Annotated in this window: 19 protein-coding genes; 6 read left to right on the top strand and 13 right to left on the bottom strand. The window is 71.0% G+C overall.

Translation table 11 applies throughout. The features are described 5' to 3' along the window. Positions 1-103: 103 nt before the first annotated feature. Positions 104-307, top strand: coding sequence for a hypothetical protein (locus DJ017_RS12120; protein WP_111528960.1), 204 nt, complete (start codon positions 104-106; stop codon positions 305-307). A gap of 360 nt (positions 308-667) precedes the next feature. Here the strand turns inward: DJ017_RS12120 and DJ017_RS12115 are convergent, their stop codons facing one another. The 5 genes from DJ017_RS12115 to DJ017_RS12095 all read right to left on the bottom strand — a co-directional run bounded on the left by DJ017_RS12115 (position 668) and on the right by DJ017_RS12095 (position 2,598). Then, on the bottom strand, positions 668-904 hold the full coding sequence (locus DJ017_RS12115) for a DUF6894 family protein (RefSeq protein WP_111528959.1): 237 nt from the start codon (positions 902-904) through the stop codon (positions 668-670). Between the two features lie 61 nt (positions 905-965). Next, positions 966-1,325, bottom strand: coding sequence for a hypothetical protein (locus DJ017_RS12110; RefSeq protein ID WP_133255452.1), 360 nt, complete (start codon positions 1,323-1,325; stop codon positions 966-968). Then, positions 1,322-1,711 (bottom strand): hypothetical protein, encoded by a 390-nt coding sequence (locus tag DJ017_RS12105; RefSeq protein WP_165830607.1) that lies wholly within the window; start codon positions 1,709-1,711, stop codon positions 1,322-1,324. The genes DJ017_RS12110 and DJ017_RS12105 overlap by 4 nt, the downstream gene beginning before the upstream one ends. 122 nt (positions 1,712-1,833) lie before the next feature. Continuing rightward, the gene (locus tag DJ017_RS12100; RefSeq protein WP_133255451.1) at positions 1,834-2,058 is read right to left on the bottom strand and encodes a hypothetical protein; all 225 of its coding nucleotides are present in this window, start codon (positions 2,056-2,058) and stop codon (positions 1,834-1,836) included. 162 nt (positions 2,059-2,220) lie between these two features. Further along, the gene (locus tag DJ017_RS12095; RefSeq protein ID WP_165830606.1) at positions 2,221-2,598 is read right to left on the bottom strand and encodes a response regulator transcription factor; all 378 of its coding nucleotides are present in this window, start codon (positions 2,596-2,598) and stop codon (positions 2,221-2,223) included. Between the two features lie 298 nt (positions 2,599-2,896). Between DJ017_RS12095 and DJ017_RS20390 the strand changes: the two genes are divergently transcribed. Both DJ017_RS20390 and DJ017_RS12090 read left to right on the top strand, forming a co-directional pair. Then, the gene (locus DJ017_RS20390) at positions 2,897-3,073 is read left to right on the top strand and encodes a hypothetical protein (RefSeq protein WP_165830605.1); all 177 of its coding nucleotides are present in this window, start codon (positions 2,897-2,899) and stop codon (positions 3,071-3,073) included. Then, on the top strand, positions 3,073-3,279 hold the full coding sequence (locus DJ017_RS12090) for a hypothetical protein (RefSeq protein ID WP_111528954.1): 207 nt from the start codon (positions 3,073-3,075) through the stop codon (positions 3,277-3,279). Before DJ017_RS20390 ends, DJ017_RS12090 begins: the two co-directional genes overlap by 1 nt. Positions 3,280-3,288: 9 nt before the next feature. Here the strand turns inward: DJ017_RS12090 and DJ017_RS12085 are convergent, their stop codons facing one another. From DJ017_RS12085 to greA, 3 genes are all read right to left on the bottom strand, one after another. Further along, positions 3,289-4,146 (bottom strand): alpha/beta fold hydrolase, encoded by an 858-nt coding sequence (locus DJ017_RS12085; protein WP_227000123.1) that lies wholly within the window; start codon positions 4,144-4,146, stop codon positions 3,289-3,291. 74 nt (positions 4,147-4,220) lie between these two features. Beyond that, a complete protein-coding gene (locus DJ017_RS12080) occupies positions 4,221-4,904 on the bottom strand; it encodes a GNAT family N-acetyltransferase (RefSeq protein ID WP_111528953.1) in 684 nt (227 codons plus the stop codon). A gap of 20 nt (positions 4,905-4,924) precedes the next feature. Continuing rightward, positions 4,925-5,404 carry a transcription elongation factor GreA gene (greA, locus tag DJ017_RS12075; RefSeq protein ID WP_111528952.1) on the bottom strand — a complete coding sequence of 160 codons (480 nt, stop codon included), beginning with the start codon at positions 5,402-5,404 and terminating at the stop codon, positions 4,925-4,927. Between the two features lie 83 nt (positions 5,405-5,487). Between greA and DJ017_RS12070 the strand changes: the two genes are divergently transcribed. Together DJ017_RS12070 and DJ017_RS12065 are read left to right on the top strand one after the other, a co-directional pair. Further along, the gene (locus DJ017_RS12070) at positions 5,488-7,155 is read left to right on the top strand and encodes a M28 family metallopeptidase (RefSeq protein ID WP_111528951.1); all 1,668 of its coding nucleotides are present in this window, start codon (positions 5,488-5,490) and stop codon (positions 7,153-7,155) included. Between the two features lie 2 nt (positions 7,156-7,157). Beyond that, complete coding sequence (locus DJ017_RS12065) at positions 7,158-7,766, top strand: YdeI/OmpD-associated family protein (protein ID WP_111528950.1); 609 nt, start codon at positions 7,158-7,160, stop codon at positions 7,764-7,766. On the opposite strand, the gene DJ017_RS12060 is transcribed toward DJ017_RS12065, so the two are convergent. Next, complete coding sequence (locus tag DJ017_RS12060; RefSeq protein WP_111528949.1) at positions 7,763-8,299, bottom strand: hypothetical protein; 537 nt, start codon at positions 8,297-8,299, stop codon at positions 7,763-7,765. The two genes, DJ017_RS12065 and DJ017_RS12060, sit on opposite strands and share 4 nt — an antisense overlap. A 109-nt stretch (positions 8,300-8,408) precedes the next feature. On the opposite strand from DJ017_RS12060, the gene DJ017_RS12055 reads away from it, so the two are divergent. Beyond that, positions 8,409-8,591 carry a hypothetical protein gene (locus DJ017_RS12055; protein WP_133255450.1) on the top strand — a complete coding sequence of 61 codons (183 nt, stop codon included), beginning with the start codon at positions 8,409-8,411 and terminating at the stop codon, positions 8,589-8,591. 3 nt (positions 8,592-8,594) lie between these two features. Here the strand turns inward: DJ017_RS12055 and gmk are convergent, their stop codons facing one another. The 4 genes from gmk to fabF all read right to left on the bottom strand — a co-directional run bounded on the left by gmk (position 8,595) and on the right by fabF (position 12,451). Next, on the bottom strand, positions 8,595-9,200 hold the full coding sequence (gene gmk / locus DJ017_RS12050; RefSeq protein WP_111530076.1) for a guanylate kinase: 606 nt from the start codon (positions 9,198-9,200) through the stop codon (positions 8,595-8,597). A gap of 70 nt (positions 9,201-9,270) precedes the next feature. Next, the gene (locus DJ017_RS12045; protein ID WP_111528947.1) at positions 9,271-10,152 is read right to left on the bottom strand and encodes a YicC/YloC family endoribonuclease; all 882 of its coding nucleotides are present in this window, start codon (positions 10,150-10,152) and stop codon (positions 9,271-9,273) included. Further along, positions 10,149-11,174 (bottom strand): endolytic transglycosylase MltG, encoded by a 1,026-nt coding sequence (gene mltG, locus DJ017_RS12040; RefSeq protein ID WP_227000122.1) that lies wholly within the window; start codon positions 11,172-11,174, stop codon positions 10,149-10,151. The genes DJ017_RS12045 and mltG overlap by 4 nt, the downstream gene beginning before the upstream one ends. Further along, complete coding sequence (gene fabF, locus DJ017_RS12035) at positions 11,171-12,451, bottom strand: beta-ketoacyl-ACP synthase II (RefSeq protein ID WP_111528946.1); 1,281 nt, start codon at positions 12,449-12,451, stop codon at positions 11,171-11,173. The genes mltG and fabF overlap by 4 nt, the downstream gene beginning before the upstream one ends. Positions 12,452-12,526 lie beyond the last annotated feature (75 nt).

The following is a 12,526-nucleotide window of genomic DNA, read 5'->3' as shown; positions in this document are numbered from 1 at the left end:
TCGCGACGGTCCCGCCCCCCGGGTGTAACCTTCCGTCATCGCCGGCTTCACCTTGGCTGCCGGTGCTGAGAACGCGGAAGCGCTCCCGCCTGACGGAGCGCCCATGTCGGCCATCATAGAACCCTTCCCACGCCCGGAGCGCCTCACGACCAGCGGCGCCGACGCTGCGGCGCGCTATACGCGCCGCGCCCAGGAGGCCTTCGAGCTTCTGGCCCAGGCGACCACGGAGCTGGAGCGCACCACGCTGTGCGACATCGCCGAGATCTGGCTGGACATGGCCGAGTCGGCGCTCCTGGGGCGCATCTAGCTCCGCTACCGAAGCTATCAGGTCGCCACCCTGCAACTTTGGTTCGGTGGCGCGGGGCGCACGGCGCTGGGAAGTCGAGCGTCATGCAATGGCGTCCGATTCCCCCGGCCGACTATCTGCTGGGTCTGATCGCAGGCCTGGCGCTCGGCGCAGCCGTGGCCGGCGCGGCCATTTGGGCGGCGATCGTCACAGCCTGAGGCTCGGGACCTAGGTCGCCCGCGAGCGCGGACGCGCCGTCCGGCCGCGACGCAGTTCGGCGCCTATCACGGCCCGCCGAAGCGCTTCGACCAGACGGGCCAGCTTGTCGGCTTCGTTCTCCATGGAACGTGAACGCCCGGCTTCGGCGTTCGATCCCGCGCTTCAGGCGGCGATCTGGCAGGTCAGGGAGACGTCGAGCACCAGCACGACCTTGCCTCCCTCGTCGGTCACCTCGAGCCTGAGGCGCCCAGTATCCCAGAAATCGGCCGACCGCTCCTTGAGCAGTTCGCCGATGACGCGCGTGGCTCGCGACCGGACCCCGTCGAGGTCGCCGAGCTCCATGCCGTCTTCGTCGGGATAACGCCGTCCGTCCACGGTGTTGAAGAAGTACTTCGGCATGCCGGACTAACTTATGCGAAGGGCCGCGCGTTCCGCGCCAAACCTTCAAAAAAGCAAGTCTCTAGCGGGCGACAGCGCGACAGCGCTTGACGACGTCTTCGAGCTTCTGAAGCCGTTGCTCACGCAGCAGCCGGCCGGCCGCCAGCAACTGGTAACGGTCGGCGGCGCCGCCCGCGTCGCGCAGGGCGGCGTCGGTGTCTGGATAGGCGGGCGCAGGGCCGAGGTCCTCGGGAACGCACTTCACCGGCTTGGCGGCCAGCGGCCGCACCACCTTCGGCGGCGGCGCGGGAGCGGCCGCGCGGGGCGGCGGCGCGGCGCGCGCCGGAGGCGGCCCCGGCGGCACGCGCAAAGCGGCGCAACCTGAGAGCGCCAGGGCCGCGAGGACCGCGACCGTCGCCGGCCCTCTCGCCGGCCCTCTCATCGGCGATCCAGGGCCTTCAGCACCGCCTGGTCGGCGCTCTCCATGCGCGCACAGACGTCGAAGCCCGCCGGCGGGGTGTTGGCCAGCTCAGCGGCGAGCGCGCGCGGATCCTGCCGGGCCGCCTTGACCGGGGTGGTCTCGGCCTGGACCTGGCGCGCCGCGACGGCCGACGCGGCGGAGGCATACGAACGCACCGTGGCGCGGCAGCTCACCAGCTCGGCTTGCAATTGCGAGGCGTCGTGGGTCGCCAGGGCGGCGATGCGCCCCTTCAGGAAGTCCTCCTGACGCCTCGATTGCGCCGTGGTCACGCCAAGCACCACCGCGAGCGAAAGGGCCATCAGGCACCACGCCACGCCGGCGGCCCTATGGGTGAAGATGCGGGTCATCCCGCGAAGCATAGCCCACCTCCCTCGACTACCCGCGATTGAGCAGACCCCAGCCTCAAGGCGTCAATGCGGCGGAATGGCCGAACGCCTGTGGATGAAGCGAGCGGAGGATTAGATGGGGACTAGATACAGCTGGCCAGGACGGCCACCGCACCCAGAGCCGCCAGTCCCCAACTGAGCTGGCGGGCCCGCCGCCCCGTGACGGCGAGCGCCACCGAGGCGCCGATCACCATCGCCGCGCCGCCAAGCCGCACCGGCCAGGTGTCCGCGAGCGCCGCAGCCACCAGCCCGCCGAGCATCAAGGGCGCGCTGACCGCGATGGCGGCCTGCTCCCGCTTCATTCGCATGAGTTGCGAAATATCCCCCGATCAACTTCTGGGGGTGCACCTTAAGCGCAGCATACGGATATTTCTAGTCGCGCGAATGCGCGGAATATCCGCGCCTTGCCAAGGCCCGACGCGAGATTTCGCTTTTGAGGGATGAGCGCCTCGCCTGCGCGGCGAGCCGCTCTACCGCGCGGGCAGCAAGGCCTCGGCGTGGGCGACCAGGTTGTCAAGCTCGAAGGGCTTCGGCAGGGTCGAATCGGCGCCGAGCTGCAGCGCCAGATTGAGGACATCCAACAGGCCGATCATCTGGCGTCCGGAGATCGCCAGGATCTTCACCTCGTCCTTCAGCGCCTTCATCTGCGGGATCAGCTCGATGCCGTCGCGATCGGGCATGACGATGTCGCAGACCACCAGGTCCGGCGGATCGGCCTGGAACTGCCGGAGCCCCGCCTCCCCCGAAGGCGCCAGCTGGACCCGATGCCCCGCGGCCTCCAGCGCGCGGCCGATCAGCTGGAGCAGCTCAGCGTCGTCTTCAACGACCAGTATGTTCGCTCCGGCCACTACGCGCCTCGCCGCTAGGTTACTCAAATCGGGGAATCACCACGAATGGTCCGCTCAGGGTGACGGCGGCTCGCGGGGCCGTACAGTTTTTTCGCAACGGCGGCGAACCGGGATCGCCCCTGCGGCGACCGCGTCTTGAAGACATTATCGAAATTTCGGTATGGCCGCAGATGGTCCCTTGAGATGGATCAAGGGCGGAGCCGAGGGGACGGTCAAGCTGGACGGGCCTGGCGTGGCCGGCCGGACGGACGGGTCCTTGGTCGCGAACTCCGCCAGGCGGGAACCTGTAGATCGAACGATGCACCGCTACGAGCTTCACCTGGACTTCGCCGACGGGGCGAAGCGGGTCGAGTTCCTGAGTTCCGACTCGGTCGAGGCCGCCCTCGACCGGGCCCGCGAGCTGCTGGAGAACGAGCACCTGCAGGCGGTCCACCTGCGCCGCGACGCCCAGGCCCTGTTCACGGTGGTCCGCTGATGCGCCCGCCGGTGCTGATGGAATGGGGCGCCGGCCTGGTGGTGGTGCAGGCGGTGCTGACCTTCCTGCCCAACGCCGGTCCGCTGCCGGTGCTGCTGCGCAACCTGATCTGGGTCGCCTTCGGCCTGGGCTTCCTCTACTGGGCCGGGCAGAGCGGCCTGCAGGTGGGCCGGGTGCTCGGCGAGGCGCTGCGCCCCCGCGCCTGACGGCGGGTCCTAGCCTCTCAGGAACGCCAGCAGCCGCTGACTCACCCCGTCGGGCTCGTCGTGCGGCAGCCAATGGCTGGCGTGCGGGAAATGGACCACCTCGGCGCTGGCGCAGAGCGCCGCGCTCTCCTCGGCAAGCTTCGCTTCGGCGAACGGATCCTGGTCGCCCCACAGCACCAGGGTCGGCACGCCGATCGAACCCTTGGCCGGGACGGCCAGCTCGGCGCGGAACAGCGCCCGGTACCAGTTGAAGCCGCCGGTCAGGGCGCCGGGCCGACGCCAGGCTTCCTGGTATCTGGCCATGATCTGCGGCGTGAAGGCCTCGGGGCGCGGCGAGCTGGCGAAGGCGTCGGACAATCCCTTGTAGCCGCCCGCCCTGACCATCAGCTCCGGCAGGGCCGGAATACGCAGCATCTGGACGTAGCGGCTCTTGTTGCGCTGCTCGGGGTCGGTGGTCATGGCCTGCTTCCAGACCGCCGGGTGCGGCGCGTTCATGATCGCCAACCGCTCGATCGGCTGCGGCCGGATCGTCGCCATCCACCAGGCGACCGAGGCGCCCCAGTCGTGACCGACGACGCTGAAGCGGTCGCGCCCGAGGGCGGCGGCGAGGGCGAAGATGTCGCCGGCCAGAAGGTCGAGCCGGTAGGCGTCGACGCCCTTCGGCTTGTCCGAGAGGTTGTAGCCGCGCTGGTCGGGGGCCACGACGCGGAAGCCGGCCTCGGCGAGCGGCCCGATCAACTCGCGCCACTCGAACCAGAACTCCGGAAAGCCGTGCAGCAGGATGACCAGAGGCCCGTCGACCGGCCCGGCCTCGGCCACGTTCAGATCGAGCGCGCCGGCGCGCACCTTCCGCGTCTGGAATTCCACGGCCCGTCCCCCCAACGGCGTTCGCACACCTGCGCTATGTACGAGCCTCTGGCTCATGTTCAAGCGGCCAGGATTCAGGCGGGACCGAACACCCTGAACTGCAGGGAGCGCCGATATCGGAAGCCCAGGCTCTCGTAGAGTGCGATGGCCCCGGTGTTGGCGGCGTAGGAGTGCAGGAAGGGAGTCTCGCCGCGGGCCGCGACGCGCCCCATCACCACCCGCATCAGACGTCCGGCGAGGCCCCGGCCGCGATGCTCGGGCAGAGTGCAGACCCCGCTCACCTCGGTGAAACCCGTCGGCTGCATCCGCTCGCCGGCCATGGCGATCAAGCGCCCGCCCTCGCGCACGCCGACGAACTGGCCGAGGCGATGGGTGGCGGTGGAGAAGGGGCCCGGCTTCGTCAGGATCGCCAGGGCCAGCATCTCGGCGGCGTCCGCGTCGCCGAGTTCGAGAATCTGCAGGCCGTCGTCGGCCGCCGCGGGCGCGATGTCCTGCGCCACCATCTGCCAACACTCTGCGTCCGTGACGTTCAGACCGGCCGGCGGCGGGGGCAGCTCGACCTCCACCAGGCCGAGGCCGCCCTGCGGCGGGTTCAACCTGACGAGGGCCGCCCAGCTTTCCGGCGAGTCATCCGCCGAGGCCGCGAACGGTCCATAGGCAGGATCGAAGCGGCGCGCAGGGCCGTCGACGATCGCCAGATGCGCCTGGCGCGTGGTGAGCGCGCTCCAGACGGGCCGGTCCAGCGGATGATCGGTCATGCCTCGCCCCCTGCCCGTCCCTAGCGGACCGCCGCGATCTCCAGCTCCGCGCCATTGACGGTGACCACGTCGCCGACCTCCTTGCCGAGCAGGGCGGCGGCGAGCGGCGACACATAGGAGATCCGTCCCTGGGCGGGATCGGCCTCGTCCTCGCCGACGATGCGGAACGCCTGGCGGCGGCCGTCCTCGCGCTCGATCTCCACCGTGCGGCCGAACTGGACCTTGTCGGCCGGTCCCTCGGGCTCGGTGAGGATGGCGCTGGCGCGCCGCGCGGACCAGTAGCGCAGGTCGCGGGTGGCGCGCGCCATGGCGGTGCGGTCGGCGCTGATGCCGCCCTCGGCCTGGGCGGCCGCATAGGCCTGCTTGGCGGCGGCGAGCTCGGCCTCCAGGGACTCCAGGCCCGAGGCGGTCACCAGGTTGCGGTGGGGCGAGATCGGCCGGTCCGGCAGGTCCGCCGCCCGGGCCTCGTAGTCCTCTTCCCTGGTGAATGCGACGGCCATGGACTCGATCTAGGGGCTCGGGCGTTGCGTTGGAAGGCCGCGCGGTCCTATGCCGGCGCAAGTTCTGCAACGGAGACGGCGAGATGGCGCGGATTTGGGCGGCCGGCGTGGCGATGGCGATGGCGGCGGGCGCCGCTTGGGCTCAGCCGGCGGGATCCGGACCGATCAGCGCCGCCCGCATGAGCGCGGTGGTTAAGGAGATCGCCTCCGACGCCTATGAAGGCCGCTCCCCCGGCACGCCCGGCGAGGCCAAGACGATCGACTACCTGATCGGCCGCTTCAAGGCGCTCGGCCTCGAGCCCGGCGGCGAGAAGGGCTCCTGGACCCAGGCGGTGCCGCTGGTCCGCTTCGAGGTGAGCGACGGCGCCAAGATGGCCTTCTCCCTCGGCGACTGGTCCGAGCCGCTCGTCCAGTCGAAGGAGGTCATGGTCCAGACCCTGCGGCCGGTCGACCGGGTGAAGGTCGAAAACGCCCCGCTGGTCTTCGTCGGCTATGGCGTCACCGCCCCCGAGCGCCAGTGGGACGACTTCAAGGGCTATGACCTGAAAGGCAAGGTCGCCGTCTTCCTGGTCAACGATCCGGATTTCGAGGCCAGGCCGGGCGAGGACGCCTATGGCCGCTTCGCCGGCCAGGCCATGACCTATTACGGCCGCTGGACTTACAAGTTCGAGGAGGCCGCCCGCCGCGGCGCGCTCGGCGCCATCATCGTCCACGAGACCCCGGGCGCCGGCTACGGCTGGAACACCGTCCAGTCCTCGAACTCCGAGAGCTACGACATCGTCCGGGCCGATCCGGCCAGGGACAAGACCCTGTTCCAGGGCTGGGTGCAGCGCGACGTCGCCGCCGACCTCTTCAAGCGGGCGGGCCTGGACCTCGACCAGCTCAAGGCCGCCGCCCGCCGGGCCGACTTCCACCCCGTGCCGATCGGGACCGCGACCTTCAGCGCCGACTATGGGGTGAAGGCGCAGAAGGTGATGAGCCGCAACGTCATCGCCAAGCGCACCGGCAAATCGCGGCCCAAGGAGACGGTGATGTTCGCCGCCCATTGGGACGCGTTCGGCCTCGGCGCGCCGGACGACAAGGGCCAGCGCATCCGCCACGGCGCGGCCGATGACGGCACGGGGGTCGCCGGGGTGCTCGAGCTCGCCCGCGCCTTCGTCAAACAGCCACGCACCGCCCGCACTACCGTCTTCGCCCTCTGGACAGCCGAGGAGCGCGGCCTGCTGGGCTCGGAGTGGTACGCGGTGCATCCGATCTACGACCCGGCGCTCACCGTGGCCAACTTCACCATGGACACCCTGCAGCCGGTGGGGCTCTCGAAGGACGTGGTGCTCGTCGGCGCCGGCCAGAACGAGCTCGGCGACATGCTGCTCAAGGCGGCCGCCGCCCAGCACCGCACCGTCACGCCCGACGCCCACCCCGAGCGCGGCCTCTTCTACCGCGCCGACCACTTCTCCATGGCCAAGCGCGGCGTGCCGACCCTGCTGCTGATGAGCCTCGGCGGTGGGCCCGACTTCGTCGACGGCGGCCGGGCGGCCGGCGACCGCTGGGTGAGCGAGTTTACCGCCCACTGCTACCACCAGCCCTGCGACGCCTGGAGCCCGGACTGGAACCTCGCCGGCGCGGCGCAGGACGTCGATCTGCTCTACCGCATGGGATCGACCCTCGCCGCCGACGGGGCCTGGCCGAAGTGGAAGCCGGCGTCGGAATTCCGCGGCGTGCGCGACGCGACCGCCGCGAAGCGGAAGTAGCCATGGCCGGGCCGGATCTGCCGGTTCTCGCCTTCGCGGACGCCGCCGCGTTCCGGACGTGGCTGGAGGCCAACGCCGACGCCTCGCCTGGGTTCTGGATGAAGTTCGCCAAGGCGGGCGCGCCGGAGCCCACGCTCACCAAGGCCGAGGCGATCGCGACCGCCCTCTGCTTCGGCTGGATTGACGGACAGATCGCCACCCTCGACGCGCACCATTTCCGCACCCGCTTCACGCCCCGCCGGGCGAAGAGCAAGTGGTCGGCCATCAACCGCCGGGCCGCCGAGGACCTGATCTCCCAGGGCCTGATGGCGGCGCGCGGCATGCAAGAAGTGGAGGCCGCCAGGGCCGATGGCCGCTGGGAGGCCGCCTACCCGCCGCAGAGCGAGGCCATCGCGCCGTCCGACCTGAAGGCCGCCCTCGCCGCCAATCCGGCGGCTGAGCGCTTCTTCGGCCAGATCGACGCCGCCAACCGCTACGCGGTGATCTATCGGGTGAACGAGGCCAGGAAGCCGCAGACCCGCGCCGACCGGATCGCCAGGTTCGTGGACATGCTGGCGCGCGGCGAGACGATTCATCCGCCACGGCGCACGCTAAAGCCGGTCGGATCCTAGGGACCGACCCGGCAGACCGGCGTCCCGTCCGGCGACAGCCAGCTCCGCCGCAGCCGCGGCTCCATCTCCAGGCCGAGATCCAGCGACCGGGCGCAGTGCGGATCGCCGGCTGCGGCCGCCGCTGGCCCCAGCGCGAGGCTCGCGCCTAACGACTGGGCCCGCGCGCCGAACACGCCCCGGCCGCGCAGGTCGCTCGCGGCCAGCGTCACCGATCCCGTGTCGCCGAGGGGCATCTGCACCAGCCCCGCCACGCTGCGATAGCCGCCCGTGCCGACGCCCACCTCCACGAAGCCGTGAGGCGAGCGCTCGTGGGCGCTGCTGCTGGTGACGCCGGCCGCCCGGTCCTGGGGCAGGTCGGGCGCGGGATGCGACTTGATGAAGGCGTCGATCTGGTCGGCCGTGGAGATCGGCGCTTCGGTCGCGCCGCCCGGAACCGGTTCGGACGCGAGCGCCGCCCTGCCGCAGGCAAGGCTCGCCAGCAGGATCGAGGCGAGGATCGGAACGCGGGGCGCGCGGAGGAAGGCCGTGGTCATGGCGCGAGCCTCGCGCCGCAGTTGGGCGGGGACAAGGCGGACGTGTTTCAGCCTCGCCGTCGGAACCGGCGCAACCGTGGCGCATTGCCCGCTGCCGGGAGGAACAATGATGGACGATAGCCCCCGCCCCGACGCCGGCGCCTATATCCTGAGGGCCCTGCACGCCTCGGAGATCGCCGAATCTTGCCCTGATCCTGAGCTGCGCCAGGCGTTCCAGGACCTCACCGGGACCTGGCTCGCCATGGCCGCCGGCGAGGACCGGGACGAGCAGACCGTCCAGCCGTCGGCCTGACCGTCAGATCGTCTCGTCTTCCAGGCTCTGGACGAAGTCGGGCAGCCAGGGATTGCGGCCGGGCTTCATGCGCTCGGCGCGGTAGATGTGGACGAGGTCCGCGTAGGCGCGGTCGAAGTCCTTGTTGACGATCACGTAGTCGTACTCGGCCCAGTGGGCGATCTCGGCCTTGCCCAGGGCCAGGCGCTGCTCGATCACCTCTTCGGAGTCCTGGGCGCGGGCATGGAGGCGCCGCGAGAGGTCCTGCCAGGACGGCGGCAGGATGTAGACCCGCACGCTGTCGTCCGGCGCCCGCTGGGCGACGGAGCGCGCGCCCTGCCAGTCGATGTCGAACAGCACGTCGTGGCCGGCGTCCAGGGCGGCCATCACCGGCGCCTTGGGCGTGCCGTAGAGATTGCCGTTGACCTCGGCCCATTCCAGCAGCTCGCCGGCGTCGATCATCGCCTGGAACTGCTCGCGGGTCTTGAAGAAGTACTCGCGCCCCTCCGACTCGCCCGGGCGTGGCGCGCGCGTGGTGGCGGAGATCGACAGCGTCATGCCCTTGAAGTCGGCCACCAGACGGCGCGACAGCGAGGTCTTGCCTGCCCCGCCGGGACTCGACACCAGCATCAGCAGGCCCCGCCGCACGGTTTCCCAGGGCTTGAGGTGCCGGTCGTCGGCGAAGGGGTTGGGCGCCTCGCTACTCAAGGTTCTGCACCTGCTCGCGGAACTGGTCGATCACGGCTTTGAGGTCGAGGCCGGTCGCGGTCAAGTCGCGCGACGCCGACTTCGAGCACAGGGTGTTGGCCTCGCGCATGAACTCCTGGGTCAGAAAGTCGAGCCGGCGGCCGACGCCGCCGTCGCTGGCCAGGAGCTGGCGCGCCGCCGTCACGTGGCCGGCCAGCCGGTCGAGCTCCTCGCGCACGTCGGCCTTCACCGCCATCACCGCCGCCTCCTGGGTGATGCGAGCCTCGTCGGCGCCCTCGCCGATCAGGTCGACCATGCGCTTAGCGAAGCGCTCCTTGATGGCCGCGGGCTGCTCTCCGGCGATCGCCTCGGCCCGCTCGACCAAGTCGGCGATGCGCACGAGGAAGCCGGTGAGCAGGCCTTCGAGCGCGACGCCCTCCTCCCGGCGGGCCTGCAGCAGGCCGTCCATGGCCTGGCCGATGGAGGCGGCCATCGCGACCTCCAGCTCGGCCCGGGCGTCGGGATCCTCGACGGCGTCCTCGGTCTCGATGACGCCCTTCAGGGCCAGGAGGCCGTCGAAGCTCGGCGGCCCGGCCTTGCCGGCGGTGAGGTAGGGCTCGCCCGCGGCGAGGTAGCGCTCGAGCTGCTCGAGGTTGAGGCGCACGGCCGCGCCGCCCTCGAGGCGCTTGGCCTGGACGCCGACGCTCACCTGCCCCCGGCTGAACCGCTGCTGGGCCTGCTCGCGCGCCGCGCGCTCCAGGGCGTCGAAGCCGGGCGGGCCGCGGAAGCGGACCTCGAGGTTGCGGCCGTTCACCGAACGCGCCTCGACGGCCCAGCTCCAGCCGTTCGCCGCGCCCTCTGCCCGGCCGAAGCCGGTCATGCCCGAAATCGTCATTTACCGGTCCCTTGCGCCGCCCGCTGCTTCTCGACCTGGCGCCAATGGGCCACGTTCTTCTGGTGTTCGGCGAAGGAGCTGGCGAACACGTGCCCGCCCGTGCCGTCGGCCACGAAGAACAGCTCCGTCGTCACCGGCGGATTGAGCACGGCGGCGATCGCCGCCTTGCCGGGATTGGCGATCGGCGTCGGGGGCAGCCCGGCGATCTGATAGGTATTGTAGGGCGTCGGGGTGGCGAGGTCAGTGATGGTGATCGCCCGGCCAAGGCTCGGCGCCTTGGCCACGCCGTAGATCACGGTCGGATCGCTCTCCAGGCGCATGCCCGACTTCAGCCGGTTGACGAACACCGCGGCGATGCGCGGCCGCTCGGCCGCCACGCCGGTCTCCTTCTCGACGATGGAGGCCAAGGTCACGGCTTCTTCCGGCGTCTTGAAGGGCAGGTCGGGGCGGCGCTTGGGCCAGAGGTCGGCAAGCAGGGCGGCCTGGGCGTCGTGCATGCGCTCGATCACCTTGGCCCGGTCGTCGCCGCGGCGCACCTCGTAGGTCTCCGGCAGCAGGGTTCCCTCGGGCGGCGCCGGCGCCTGGCCGGTCAGCACCGGCGAGCTGTTCACCGCCTCGGCGGCCATGGCGCTGGTCCAGCCCTCGGGAATGGTCACGAAGTGGCGCACCACGCGGCCGGCCTTGAGGTCGCCGACCACGCCGGCCAGGTTCTCGCGGCTCTTGAAGGCGTATTCGCCGGCCTTGAGCGAGCCGCCGCCCAGCTTGGCCATCAGCATGAAGGCGAGCTTGGAGCGGATCACCCCCGCCGCCTTCAGCCGGTCGGCCATCTGCGGCAGGCGGACGCCGCGGTCGAGCATCACCGTGGTGGCCTCGGCGCCGCCACGCGCCTTGGGGCCCGGCGCCAGCCAGAGCGCGCCCAGGATCATCACGCCGACGCCGGCGAGGATCAGGATCAGCCCGCCGACGCCGCGGGGCGAGAGGGCGGCTCCGCGCGAGCCGGGGCGTCGGCGGCCCGTGTTCACGGCGCCTTCTTGAAGATGACGGACGCATTGGTGCCGCCGAAGCCGAACGAGTTCGACATCGCGACGTCGATCTTCATCGGCTTGGCCTTGTGCGGCACGAGATCGAGGACCGTCTCGACGTCGGGATTGTCGAGGTTGATGGTCGGCGGCGCGATCTGATCGCGGATGGCGAGGATCGCGAAGGCGCTCTCGATGGCGCCGGCCGCGCCGAGCAGGTGGCCGGTCATCGACTTGGTCGAGCTCATCGCCTTACCCGGCGCCGAATTGCCGAGCAGGCGCTCGACGGCGCCGAGCTCGATGCCGTCGGCCATGGTCGAGGTGCCGTGGGCGTTGATGTAGTCGATCTGGTCGGGAGTCACGCCGGCGTCCTTGAGGGCCGCGGTCATGGCGCGATAGCCGCCGTCGCCGTCCTCGGACGGCGCGGTGATGTGGTAGGCGTCGCCCGACAGGCCGTAGCCCGCCACCTCGGCGTAGATCTTGGCCCCGCGCGCCTTGGCGTGCTCGTACTCCTCGAGCACCAGGACGCCCGCGCCCTCGCCCATGACGAAGCCGTCGCGGTCCTTGTCGTAGGGACGGCTGGCCTTGGTGGGATGCTCGTTGAACGCCGTGTTCATGGCGCGGCAGGCCACGAAGCCGGCGATGCCCACCGGGCAGATGGCCGCTTCGGCCCCGCCGCAGATCATCACGTCGGCGTCGCCGTACTTGATGAGCCGCGCGGCGTCGCCGATGGCGTGTGCGCCGGTGGCGCAGGCCGTCACCACCGAGTGGTTCGGGCCCTTGAAGCCGTAGCGGATCGAGACCTGGCCGGAGGCGAGGTTGATCAGGGCGGAAGGGATGAAGAACGGGCTGACCCGGCGGGGGCCCTTCTCGTGCATCTCGATCGAGGTCTGCTCGATGGTGGCCAGGCCGCCGATGCCCGAGCCGATCATCACGCCCGTGCGCTCGCGGCTCTCCTCGTCCTCCGGCGTCCAGCCGGCGTCACGCACCGCCTCGTCGGCGGCGGCGATGGCGTAGAGGATGAAGTCGTCGACGCGCCGGCGGTCCTTGGCCGACATGGTCTGGTCGGGATCGAACGAGCCGGGGACCTCGGGGCCGCCGCCGCCGCGGCCGTCAGCGCGCGGGACCTCGCAGGCGATCTCGCAGCCGAAGCCGGTGGGGTCGAAGGTGGTGATGCGGCCCGCGCCGGACACGCCGGCGAGGATCTGCTTCCAGGTGAGCTCGGTCCCCTGGCCCAGGGGCGTCAGGAGACCGATTCCCGTGACGACGACTCGACGCATGGACGCTCCTCAAACGAAGACCGCCGCGGCCGGGTTTTCCGGACAGCGCGGCGGCCAAAATTCTACAGCCGAATC

It is taken from the genome of Phenylobacterium soli, assembly GCF_003254475.1.
Classification (GTDB): Bacteria; Pseudomonadota; Alphaproteobacteria; order Caulobacterales; family Caulobacteraceae; genus Phenylobacterium; species Phenylobacterium soli.
The sequence above is the reverse complement of the archived record's forward strand: the minus strand, read 5'-3'. Positions and strand labels throughout refer to the sequence as shown.